Origin of the sequence: Alcanivorax sp. (genome assembly GCF_002733835.1) — a bacterium.
Classification (GTDB): domain Bacteria; phylum Pseudomonadota; class Gammaproteobacteria; order Pseudomonadales; family Alcanivoracaceae; genus Alcanivorax.
Genome location: NZ_NVWY01000012.1, coordinates 66,777 through 79,035, shown reverse-complemented (window position 1 = coordinate 79,035; position 12,259 = coordinate 66,777). Strand labels below are relative to the sequence as shown.

General features: G+C 47.5%; 8 protein-coding genes. All 8 read left to right on the top strand.

The window, feature by feature from the left end; genetic code table 11:
• Nucleotides 1-896: IS3 family transposase (locus COA55_RS08140; RefSeq protein ID WP_290501402.1), on the top strand; the 896-nt coding region annotated here is incomplete at its 5' end.
• A gap of 417 nt (nt 897-1,313) precedes the next feature.
• Nucleotides 1,314-4,037, top strand: a complete 2,724-nt coding sequence (locus COA55_RS08135) for a hypothetical protein (RefSeq protein ID WP_290501400.1) — start codon at nt 1,314-1,316, stop codon at nt 4,035-4,037.
• 23 nt (nt 4,038-4,060) lie between these two features.
• Nucleotides 4,061-5,605, top strand: a complete 1,545-nt coding sequence (locus tag COA55_RS08130; RefSeq protein ID WP_156496709.1) for a hypothetical protein — start codon at nt 4,061-4,063, stop codon at nt 5,603-5,605.
• Complete coding sequence (locus COA55_RS08125) at nt 5,605-6,513, top strand: hypothetical protein (RefSeq protein WP_156496708.1); 909 nt, start codon at nt 5,605-5,607, stop codon at nt 6,511-6,513. The genes COA55_RS08130 and COA55_RS08125 overlap by 1 nt, the downstream gene beginning before the upstream one ends.
• Before the next feature lie 118 nt (nt 6,514-6,631).
• Nucleotides 6,632-7,984, top strand: a complete 1,353-nt coding sequence (locus COA55_RS08120; protein WP_063537564.1) for a hypothetical protein — start codon at nt 6,632-6,634, stop codon at nt 7,982-7,984.
• Nucleotides 7,985-8,044: 60 nt separating this feature from the next.
• Nucleotides 8,045-9,661, top strand: coding sequence for a hypothetical protein (locus tag COA55_RS08115; protein ID WP_290501396.1), 1,617 nt, complete (start codon nt 8,045-8,047; stop codon nt 9,659-9,661).
• Nucleotides 9,662-9,707: 46 nt separating this feature from the next.
• The gene (locus tag COA55_RS08110; protein ID WP_063518683.1) at nt 9,708-11,153 is read left to right on the top strand and encodes an aspartyl/asparaginyl beta-hydroxylase domain-containing protein; all 1,446 of its coding nucleotides are present in this window, start codon (nt 9,708-9,710) and stop codon (nt 11,151-11,153) included.
• A 28-nt stretch (nt 11,154-11,181) separates the two neighbouring features.
• Complete coding sequence (locus COA55_RS08105) at nt 11,182-12,198, top strand: sulfotransferase (RefSeq protein WP_197477283.1); 1,017 nt, start codon at nt 11,182-11,184, stop codon at nt 12,196-12,198.
• Nucleotides 12,199-12,259 lie beyond the last annotated feature (61 nt).

Below are 12,259 nucleotides of genomic sequence, written 5' to 3'. Positions count from 1 at the left end.
ACTGCTCTCTTGATGTCGGACGACTGGAATCGTACGCGCTGATTGACCAGTTAAGTGAGCAAGAGCCTGTGGAATTGGTCTGTTCAGCGTTTAATGTGCATCGTTCCTGTTACTACGAACATCGTAAGCGGTGCCGTCGTATTGATGTGGAGAGGGTGGCCTTGAAAGCCAAAGTGAACCGCTTGTTCAATCAGAGTCGCAGTTCGGCGGGAAGCCGTACGATACAAGGGCTCCTCAATGAGCAGGGGGAGGAAATTGGCCGTTTCAAGGTACGCAGTCTTATGCGTGAACTCGGGCTGATCTGCAAGCAGCCCGGGCCTCATGCTTACAAGCAGGCGACAGTAGAGCGGCCCGATATACCGAACCATCTGGATCGAGAGTTTACGGTGGCAGCCCCGAATCAGGTGTGGTGTGGAGATATCACCTATATCTGGACGGGGAAAGGCTGGAGTTACCTAGCTGTCGTGCTGGATCTCTACGCCCGGCGAGTTGTGGGCTGGGCCATCTCCAGCCACCCGGATGCAGATCTGGTGGTGAAGGCCCTGGATCATGCCTGGGAGCAACGAGGTCAGCCTGAGAAAGTCATGTTCCACTCGGATCAGGGCGGCCAATATGCCAGTCGCATGTTCCGGCAGCGGTTGTGGCGCTATCGGATGCAGCAAAGCATGAGCCGGCGGGGCAACTGCTGGGATAATGCGCCAATGGAAAGGCTGTTCCGTAGCCTGAAGTCAGAATGGGTGCCGACAATGGGCTACCGCAACTTGCCTGAAGCAAAGAAAGATATCGGTGACTATCTGATGGGTTACTACAATCACCACAGGCCTCACAGCTACAACAGCGGAATCGCCCCTGCGGTGGCCGAGGAAAAACCTAAATCACTGTCCGGTATTAGTTGACCACTACATAGCCACCTTGGTTCCCTGCACCAAACACCAGATCCATAAGCGGTCCTTCTCCGACTACGGCAACCCTGGTTTCTTATCCAGTTGCTCTTGAGCAGGGATCATCAGCCTTGAGCGTCAAGCTGAATGAAACATATCCAATCGGAATATTCCGGTGCCGTTTGTGCACTTTGGTAACAAGCTGTTTTCTGGGTAAAGAGTACAAGCATGCATAGGCCTGGTAAATAGTCTGTTTATCTTGCATAAGCTGCTGATATTTATGGATTAATAATAAAGATACTGTGTAGTGTTTTCGTTAACAAGTGTTGCCATAAGGTTTGGCGCTGTGTAGCCTTGTGACTAAATATCGTAAGCCCTGACCATATCGTTCACGCCTCGGCAAAGGCTAATAACAACAATCATGGGGTCACAGTGCGTCGAAATACGTTCTATACAGGATTATTGCTGGGCGCGGCCGTATTGGCTCATCCCTTGTCTGCTTACGGCCTGACGGCCATGAGCGATGATTCCATGTCTGAAGTATCTGGCCGGGACGGCATTACCGTGGTTGTTCAAACGCCTGATGCGGGATGGGAGGCAACATCAGCGGGCTGGACTACCGATGTGGATGGCTTCGATGCTGACAAGAGCGGTGGAATATCGACAGCGGAAGAAGCCTACAAGGCAACCCTTCAGCTCGATACCGTCAAGGCCCGCAAAGTCGATCTGACGGGTGCAACCTTGGGTGGCGGCCCGGCCATTCTCACTACCAAACTGGATTTTGGCTCTACGGGAGCCGACCCGCTCATGCAATTTTACATGGGCGTTAACCGCATTCGGCTGGAGGCTGCGGCATTACGCGTCCCCACTTCCCAATCCTCTACTGCACAAAGTCGCTCTTTCGGCTCTTGGGCATTGGATACCTCCATGCGCATGACCTTCCGCAATCGTGGTCTGTTCGATGCCGATTACGATAAAGGCTACCTGAAAGGCGAAGTCGGGGGCTTGAACCCGCATACGAACCAGGTGGAATACGCCAACCTGTTCTACAAACAGGTCATTACCACCAACTCTGACCCTAGCACTTATGAGCCCGAAATGGTCATGCACGACTTTCATGCCATGTGGGAAATGACTGAAGGCACTTTGGGTATTGATGAGGACGGCTTCATCTGGCGCACGGGTTACGGCGGTGATTGGGCTAATGCCCCAGTGGATAATCCTGCCACACCAGGAGAGAACGAGGCCGTCACTAGGCTAACCCAAGCCGATGTAATTAAATTGGCCCTGGATTTCGAGTACCTTTATAAAGATCCGGGCATTCATGGTGAATCGCAGGATTTTGTGATCACGGATAAAAGCCGTGGTGTTATGCACTTTGGTTGGTTGGGCAGCGCGAAGGATGTAGAGCTTTACTGGCGTCCGGGCGGTACATGGTACGGCACAGAAACGCTTGCGTCAGAGTATGGCAGTCATGTCATCTACGACATGGCCAACAAATCCGGCGGCTTGCACTTTGGCGGGGGCTGGGAATTCGTCGACCGTGCCGAAGCCGCACAAATCGGCGACCTGAATCTGGAATTCCGCTGGCGCCTGGGGGAAACCTCGGATGTCTGCCCGGGTGGCACCTGTGCGAGCGGTCAGGACAAATCCCGTATCAACTTTGAGCTCGGTAACTGGACCTTATGGGGCAAGCGCACCTACGGTGACGAAACTATTGCTGATGATGGCTTTGATTACCCCTACGCCAATAATCTGCACATCAAGCCGGCATCGTTCCACTTCCCGTTGATCGCGCTGGACGCTATCAATGGCGATCAAGGGGCAGGGGGCTTTTGCTGGGGCTTTGCCTACAATGGCCCGGCAGCGACCTGTGCCGGCAACAGCAGTCAGTTTATCAACCTGACCCCGGGCCATATCGGTAGTGCTTACAGTAATGGCAGCTACACCGCAGCCATGGAGCACAGCGGCGCAAACTCCACCGGTGGCCTGGCCATCTACATGCGCGATGCCCAGCTGCAAGCCTTCTCGCGGAATGTGCGCTTTTTGGAGCGTGACGGAAATGGCGATCTAATACCGGCTAAAGAAAGAAATCTTGACTGGGGGCTGATCTATGCCTTGGCCAATGTTGACGCCAGCATCTATCTCTATCCCGGCGGGAATAGTTACGACCAAGACAGCGGTATTGTTGCAGATCTGATGCTTATGTCTCAGACCTTTGATGAGGATGATCCGTTGCGCCAAGGCTCCAACTGGGATCATGGCACCCATCTGATGATTGCTGACACTAATATTAATGGTTTAGATGCTGGTTCGGGTGGTTATGGTGAAACCCCTCGTAATGCTATGGGTATTGGTTTCCTGGATACCAGTTTTTTGCTGGCCGCTAATGATACCCGCATCATGCTTAAAGAACAGTCTGGCACTAACGACATGGATTACTATAGTGGTGGCCTTGATCTGGCATCGCCGTCCACTCGTTTCAACTACAAGGCTACCTTTGGTGGTGGCATCCTGCCGGACGATAATGGCAGCTACGGGATTGGCCCGCGCATTGTTCAAGGTGCCTTGCTTGACTTCAATATGGAAGGCGCGCTCAACGTAAGGTTCTCGCCTTCCAATCCCAATGACACTTGGGCGGCCGCAGAAGCAGGGCAGTATACCGGCCCGCTGAATAGCGCGAAAAATTATCTAGGTTATAGCGCCGCAGCTCGGTTCGGCTCACTAAATAATGTCTTGGGCAATGAGGGGACGGAGGGTGGCATTGGTAACCCAAACGGTTATGGAGCTTACCTTAGCTTGGGTGAGCCCGGTCGCCCGGATGTAGTCTGGCGCTTTGCCAATGTAGAAGGCGATATCGCTTTCGATAATGGCATTATCGATATCCGAGCTGATGATGAAGATGGTGATGGCAAGCCGAAGCTCATAATCGCTAATAATATGCTGATTGGTCGTGCAGCCGCGGGAAGGGTTACAGAAGGCTTTAGTGGTCTGGACGTAAGTCGTTATAACAACGGTGGTCCTGTATCAATGGGGCAGGACTTTAAGGCCAATTTGATGCTGGGTGAAAATACACTGGGTACGGCCGTAATTCCTTCTGCTACCGTCTATTCCTCCATCACTCTTACAACCCCTACACCGGGTTCAGGGCTGTGATGCTTTTGAGGAGCAAGAAGCAAATGACCATGCAAACGATAAAAAAAATGTCCCGATGTATTAAATGGGGTTTCCCTGCCAAAACTACAGTAGAAATCTGCACGCAAGGAATGCCCGCTCTCGGCTTCTCACTAATGCTCCCTTTACTGCTGGCGGCTCCCTCGGTAAATGCTTTGGTGGAAATGGAAGAAGAGCAAATGGCCAACGTTACCGGTGCCGGTTTAGCATTTGTATTCGATGATTTTAGTTTCCGGATGGCTCCAACCAGCTTTGTAGAGTTAACGGGGTCACAACCGACCTCTGATGCTTATAATAATTTCGGATGGCGCCGAGGCGACGCCCGTTACTATGGCTTGTCCATGACAAGTGCAGGGTCCAGTAAAACCAACGGAAGCGGTAACTATTTTTATGGAACAGACTGGTATTCAAGTAACTCCGGAGGGGGCGGGTGTGGGAATTCTGCTAGTCAGGGAGCAACGGTAACGAGTTTAAGCTGCCCCATGGGTGTCGGTGATGGGGATTTTGGGGTTGATGCCTTTGCATCAGTTTATGACCCTTTCATGCTGCGTGTATTTGAATATCAAGGTTACAATTACGATGGTGGCTGGCTTGATGAGCCAGCAGGAACTCCCGGCTCATCAACGGGTATCGGCGGTAAAGTAATGCCAAGTGTGCTTGAGTTTCGTGGCCCTGCAAATTCTGATCCCTGGCGTTGGGCTTTCTGGGGTGAGTTGGAAGTTAACCGTTATCATGCAACTGAAAATCCAACTGGCAATCCTGCTGCCTCGGGCACAGATAACAATTCTGTTGTTGGCAGTGGCGGCGCCGATTTTCTGCAAAGCCAAACCATTATTCTTGGCAAACCGATATCAAAAGGGGACATATGGGATAGGGAGACCGACTCTTATAGTGCTCGTCAGGAGGGGCCCCGTCGTGCGGTACAACGCTGGATGTACACAACAAATACAGCTGATCAAACCTTTGGTGTGACTTACGATAGCGCGTTGTCAGGGGATTTTCGTTTTTCCGTTCGGCAAGCAGGTGGCTCACCTGATCAGCTTCATTATGTTCCGAATTTCAATAATCAGGAAGGAATGTATTTCAGGAATGTGGATGCCTTCATTCCTTTGGGGACCCTTCATTATCAGGCGCTGACTTTTAGTGGCGTTAGTAGATACGATGAAAATGGAAACGAACTTGCCAATCCTGTTCAGAATGGCAACTTTTCGATTGAACTGACTCGAATTCCAGATGTTTCAAATGTTTATAATCATTTCTATTGCAAGGAGCAGGGAGGAATTTGTGACTTGGCATCGGATGATTCGATAGCTGATCCTAACCCTGATACTCATGGCTATGTTCGCTGGGGTGATTGGAGTGGGGTCGATATTGGTACTGGTGCAGGGTTGCCTGGGCCCAATGACGCGACAAACGGAATATATTTTGTAGGCGGTACGAATGCTGCCGTGACAGCACCGACAAACACGGTGACCAACCTTGGTATTTCACGCATCGAGGGTATGCTAATCCAGCATATGAAAATCACATCGTTGGGGGCCGGAAACTAATGAAGATCGATCCTGATGCTATCTTTGTTCGTAGAAAATTTTTACATACAGCATTGCTGGGCGTTCTAACGGCTGTTTTGATGTCGACAAGTTTGGCTTTTCCTGTCCTAGGCCATGCAATGGAGGCATTGGAAGAGCAGGAAATGGGAGCTATAACAGGTCAAGAAGGCGTCATGGTTTCTATAGAGTACTACTATAACTCCGTTAGAACTGACGATCCTTCCACCACAGGGCAAGGCCTATCTTCTTGTGGTGGACCTTCTGACTTGGGCAACATGAACTGTCGTCTGGCATGGCAGCTTGCAAATCGCGGTGATGCTGGGGCTTCCGGAATTTATTCTGCAACAAACTGGAATTTGCCTGGTGGTGGCGGTTGCGATGGGGCTGGCAGCTGTAAAGGGGAGTGGCTGGTTTGGAAAGCGGGCTGGGCTTCTCTGGCTGTTAATGGTTTGATGCTGGATGCTGCCACTTTGGGCGATGCAATCTCGTCGGGTTCAAGTTACGAATCTTGGCTGGGTGCTTACGACTCTGGAGACTCATCGAATAATACCGGAAACATGGTGCCTGTGTACGGGAGTTTTGTTGATAGCGGTGGAGCCTGCTTAATGCCAGAAGGCTACGGCACCTCCCCTTGTACTGTTGCATACATGAAAGCGATGCCGGCGTTGAAAACGCATTTTCCTGGAACCGGAGGAAGCTATGATAACAGTACGCGGGAATCCAGCGGTTTCAATGATGCGCGTTTCGGCTTGCAAGTCTCAGGTTTGTCTGCGGAATACGATACAGGCGGCGTACCTGGGTGGATGCTTAATAATGGCGGCTCTTTCACCAGTCTAAAAATCGCTGATAATAATGGTTACCAAGCTGGAATAGCTTTTGGTGGTGACTTCTATTTGTATGGTTTTTAATTTGGCGATTGGTGTGATTGTACATAAGGTCATTAATTAAAACGTGCTTTGCTCTTGTTTGCAGCTACTTGGAAAATAAGGTTCTGATAATGATCAATATAACAGGAACCCTGAAAAAATGATTGCAAATCTACTGGGTCGCTCTCGTGTGTCTGATTGGGAGGCTTCTGCTCCTGCGATGATAAGATTCTTTCTGGTTTATGTAATTGGATTGTGTCTACTTGCCCTCAGCCCCTCGTTATTTGCGTTACAAAAAATGCAGGATAGTGAGCTTGCGGATGTTACTGGTCAGGCTCTTATGCAGATGTCAAAAGAGAGCACAAATGGGTTTACGTTCTATACAGCTGGTCTTGATGCTGTTTTAGAGCTGAATATGAACATCCAAAAACTGCAGCTGGGTTGTGGTGGGGCCAACTCTGTTAATAATGGCCAGCATTGTGATTTAGATGCAGATAACTTTTCACTCGGCTGTATTGCGGATTCCAGTGGAAATTGTACTTTTGGAAACGGCGGTACGCAGATGCGGGATCTGGTGATGACTCGCCCTTATTTCCAGTTTGCAATCAAAAATGATAATTCAAAAACGTTGCGTGAAGTGGTTGGGGTTCGGCTCGGAGGTGAGCAAGTCGAAGGGCCAATGAGTATTGGCAACTTTAATAGCTTTAGCGGCTATCTAAGTGCATCCGCTGACTTTATTATGGAAGCCCAAGGTTTGGATCAAAATGGCGATGGAGATCCAAATAATGATATCGCGATCACCTGTGGCAGTTCGTCAGCTCCTTGCCCAGGTAATCGCCCTGGCACTGGTTATAATACTTTTGGGTTGCAGACACCCTTCCGCTCTTTGGGGCTGCAAAACGGTTGCGTATCGTTTTTAGGGAATGGTATCGAGTTTAAAGATCTGACTATCGGATTTCCGCAGGTGGAGCGGTTGAATCGACCCGTTGTTTTGAGAGGTAACCGACAAACTCAAGCGGGTGTTTATAATGCTCAGCTGGGATCAGCTGTGGACGAGCTGGTCGATAACCTGGATGTCGTTCGCTCTAACGGTGGAGGCCTGACTAATTCAGAAGCTCTTGTGAACGCACTTCTGCCGCTGCTCGCTAATCCTGTCAAAGATAATATTAAAGGCCAGTTGGCTTCAGGGTTGGGAACCACCCCGGGAAACCTTAATACATTTGTCATCCCATATAATATTTCTAATCTGCATAGTGTAATGGTGGATACACCATTGTTTGGTCTATCTTTCCAAAAAGAGCCGGTACAATACCCAGGTTATGTTGAGTCGGTGTCAAGAGGTTGGGCGATGTATTTGCCCGACGCCTTCAAACTTGAGGTGTCGAATCCAACCACTTATTTTGTTAATAATATCGTGAATGGCAATGCCGCAGTGGGTAACATTACGCCCTTGCCGGACCCCGGCAGTGGCGCGGTATTTGATAACTGTTGGGGCTCTGCTACATTCTGCTAACCCCTCACAACGAAACAAAAGAGCCCCTTGATCAAAAGGGGCTTTTAAATTGTGTCATTTATGGGTGAGCATGTGCTGAACGACGCTGTTTCCAAGACTCGCACCAACTTTTGGTTCGTATTCTTGGTTGTTTCTCTAATTGCTTTCTACTGTGGCATTGCCTGGTTGGCCCGCGGCGAATATCAGTGGTGGTATATTGATTTTGTGGCGGATGCCAATGTTTATTGGGGCGATGATAGCTACCGTTATTTTCTTGCCAAAACCGCATTTCGAAATCCGGATGTTTACTGGTTTAACTTTGTGCTGCCCCTTGCGGTATTTTTTGATGGTGTCTTGACCACTATTAGTAATGAAAGTCTTTATTATTCTCGCGCTCTGAAGTCGTTTCCGCTTGTTTTATCTGTTTTTCTGGTTTATTTCACTTGCCTGAAGCTGGATGTTAAAAGGGTATGGGCGTTTCTTTCAGCTGGAATGCTGGCGTTTTTTCCTCTTTATGTTTTTGTTTCATTGAGTTTCTACGGTGAGTCTTGGCTGGTATTTTTTATTTGCCTTGCACTGTTTTTGTTAGCGGATAAAAAAATGCGTGCCGCTGCCTTGGTTATTGGCTTAATGCCATTGATAAGGGGGGAAAGTATAGGCTTTGTTGCTTCGTTTTCTCTGTTTGCATTACTGCAACGCGACAGAAAGCTATTGTTTTGGGCGTTGGCGCCTGGCTCTATTTACTTTTGCCTGATCACTACTATCGGCCCTGGCTTGCAAAACTTTCTAGGCTGGAGGCTCAATGTTGCAGATGTTTTTGAAGCCGTAGGAATTTGGTACGGAGGAGAGATCGAGCGAGTTTTCGACGTTCTATATTTGCCTTGGTTACTGATTGCTGTTCCCGCACTCTTTCTAAAAGAAGCCCGACCAATTTGGCCGTGTGCCATTGGGGCCTTTTACATTGTTGCAAGGCTTTTAATCGCTGTGGAACTGGATCGAAGCAGTCTCGAGCCTCGTTTTTTCTTGGGTGTAATACCAGTCCTTGTGGTAGGTCTTGCGTTAGGGCTGAATAAACTGAATTCTTTTTGCGGCAGCGGCCAAAAAGCTATTTGTTGCCGGGTTATGTCAGTGGGTTTTATGGGGCTGCTGTTGTTTTTGCATGTGTCGTCTGTTCATGTCGCTAATGAGTTAATTGACTATGTCGCCAGAAATGGGGAGCTTCCCCCTTCCGTTGCAGATGCTCCGCTGGAGATGGGGACATACTTCAAAAAAGCTGACTCTGAAACGGTAGCGGGATACAGAGAATACGCGGAAATTGCAATGCAGATGCTAGAGAGAAATCCTGCCGTCACCACCCTCATGGTCAGTGAGTCGAGCGTATTGTATTTTCTAGACCCTAAACGAATACCAAGGCATGTAAAGGTTGTCTTCGCTTTGTTTGGTTGGCCCACACTGCGGCCGGTAATGGAAGGGGATGTCACAACAGGGTACTTCCCCCATCCGCCTTTTTCGGCCTATTTCGCTTTGGGTTTGCCTAAAGAAGGAGAGTCGCTACTGTTGTATCTTGACGATATGAAAGTTGAGAAATATCCATATCACTGGATAGTAAAGGGCAATAGTATTTATCTTTTTTCGGCTAAAGAAATTGAAGGTGCTCGAATTAAGAAGATGTCAAAAGATGACTACTTGCTTCGATAGACTATTCGATAAGTGACTTGTAGGCGCTTAACCGACAAGGTGAACTATGGCTGTAGAAGTGGTTAAAGAGGAAAAAACGCTTCCGGAAAACTATAAGGAAATGTTTCTGTTCCTTTTTGGTGGGAGCGGTATTTGGGCTGTTATTAGTGTTGCTGTAGTTGTTTTTATATTTAAAGCTACTCTGGGGTATTGGACTTATCTTGATCCGATTGTTCTGTCTCTTCTTTTCACCTTCCGCGGTATTATAGAATGGGCGGTGCATTACTGGCTATATCATGCCAAGCCTTTGCCGCTAGTAAGATTTAGATTAAAAACCAAAGCATTTTTTCAGCATTTGGAACATCATGAGGGCCCGGAAGATCTCTCGCGTATTTTGGTTACTTATAGAGGAGTGCTTTATCCGGCTTTTTTTGTATTTTTATTTTCCTGGTTGGCTTTTGACAATCTAAACCTCTCGGTGTCTATTGTTTTCTGGCTTCTTTTTATAGGTTTTATAAATGAAGTTATACATCTGATTTGTCATTGTGAGATTCCACATCATAGCGGTTTTATAAAAAAAATTGTTTGGCTGCATCGCCGGCACCACCATTATGATAGTAATAATTATTATGGTTTAAGCTCTTCACTGGGAGATAAAATCTTTGGGACGCTCCTTTCTGACGCGCCTGAAAATAAAAACATAGCTGGTAAAGAAAAGCTGTGGTTTGCAGCTATAGAAAAGGAAGAGTACAAGGGTGAGATGTCATCTTTCTTTGATATCGCTGACGTGCCCATTATTGAAGAATTGGAAACCCAGGCGGGCGAGATTAAGAATGAAATTTTGGCTTTTATTTCTAGAAAGCAGAAAGCATTCACCCCCTATTTTGGTCAGTTGGTTAAAAATTCTCCCGAAAAATGGATTACGCATCCACTTCGGACTTGGGGCCTTGATTACCATGTCGCACAGAATGACTTTCCCGTAACGCGTGAAACAATTAAAAAGATACCTGGCGTAGTATCGGTATCTTTTAATATTTTGTGCGCTGGTGGAGAAATTCCTGAGCATTTTGGCGACACCAATGCTACTAACAGGGTGCACCTTGGCTTAGTTATACCTGCGGGCTTGCCCGTTTCTGGAATTAAAGTTGGTGAAAAGGCCGTTGCTTGGGAAGAAGGCAAGGCCACTATTTTCTGTGATGCGCATCGTCACAAGGCCTGGAATCATTCTGGAGAAGACAGGTTGATTCTCCTTATGGATGTAATTAGGCCAGAATTCATGCCAGATAAACGTAAAGTGTGCTCCATAATTATCACATCCTTTATCTTTCAGTTACTGATAATTAAAGCACCAATTTTGCAAAGGCGTGTTGTTGATAATTCCAGCGTAGTTCTAGAGGTTTTTGCTCCAATCGTTAGTCTATTGATCCCGGTATACAATATGGCAAGTTATCTTGTGTCACGTATTGTAAGAGCGAGATTGAGATTGATGGGGTGGCTCAGTGAAATACGATGATGCTATTGACTTAGCGGAGTGTCTACCCATGTTCTTTATCACCTGTAGGCCTCGAAGTGGATCGACTTGGCTAAGAACTATGTTCGATGCCCACCCATCTATTGTTATTCCTCCTGAATGCCAGTTCATCATAAACCTAAAGAAGAAGTACTTAGGGTTAGACCTCTGGACAGCAAAAACGGTCTCGTCATTTATTGCTGACCTTAAAAAACAGGGTTTGATTGAAAGCTGGAAGATCGACTGGAGCAAGCTTCGAGATACTCTTCTGTCTAACGTTTATCGGGTCGATTATGCCTTGGCCTGTAAGCTCGTGTACCTTTATTCTTTCTCCTGCTTTGAGAAAGGAAATCCACTAGCAATTGGTGACAAGAATCCGGGGTATTCATTTTATTCTAAAGAACTGCAAGAAATATTCCCTGAAGCAAAGTTTATTTATCTGTGCAGGGATTATAGAGAGAATCATATTTCCATTGTCAGGGCCGGATTTGAAATGTCGATAATTGCTGCGACCTGCAGGAAGTGGGTCGGCTATTACGAGCTAATGAAAAATGGCTGTGAAAATGGAAACCTTATTGTCTGTCGATATGAAAATCTGGCTCTGTCACCTGAAAATGAATTAAAAAAATTGCTTGGTTTTATTGGGGTTCCATATTCCCCCACCATGCTAGACTATGCTGACTATGCAGAAGATGTAAAGAGAGAGTATTTTACCAACTCCTATGCATGGAAGCTTCACAAAAATATTCTTCTTCCTCCTATTAGCAATAAGCCAATGGAATGGGGGGCACATTTGACTCGTGAGGAAATAGCAATTGCCGACTATGTCGTAGGGAAAACAGGCGAAGAACTAGGTTACAAAAAAGTATACGGTCGCCCTAATGTCCGAGTCAGAGCTGCTGCTATATTTGGAGTTGGTCTAGCCAAGGCGAACTTTTTTGCCCGCATTTTTTTAGATGCGTTGCCTTCAGATGCTCGCTCTTTTGTTGATTTTAGACTGCGACTCTATATTGAAAAGCTAATGCGCGTCTTCGATTTAAGAAGGTGAAGCCGGAGGCCGGAATCAATCAATATGGGTTTTATTTTTTGCCGTTAAGTGTGTCATGTTG

Excerpts from the sequence above, each read along its gene's own strand:
- COA55_RS08105 (WP_197477283.1), top strand. The coding sequence starts at position 11,182 with ATGTTCTTTATCACCTGTAGGCCTCGAAGTGGATCGACTTGGCTAAGA.
- COA55_RS08120 (WP_063537564.1), top strand. The coding sequence starts at position 6,632 with ATGATTGCAAATCTACTGGGTCGCTCTCGTGTGTCTGATTGGGAGGCT.
- COA55_RS08110 (WP_063518683.1), top strand. The coding sequence starts at position 9,708 with ATGGCTGTAGAAGTGGTTAAAGAGGAAAAAACGCTTCCGGAAAACTAT.
- COA55_RS08130 (WP_156496709.1), top strand. The coding sequence starts at position 4,061 with ATGACCATGCAAACGATAAAAAAAATGTCCCGATGTATTAAATGGGGT.
- COA55_RS08125 (WP_156496708.1), top strand. The coding sequence starts at position 5,605 with ATGAAGATCGATCCTGATGCTATCTTTGTTCGTAGAAAATTTTTACAT.
- COA55_RS08115 (WP_290501396.1), top strand. The coding sequence starts at position 8,045 with ATGGGTGAGCATGTGCTGAACGACGCTGTTTCCAAGACTCGCACCAAC.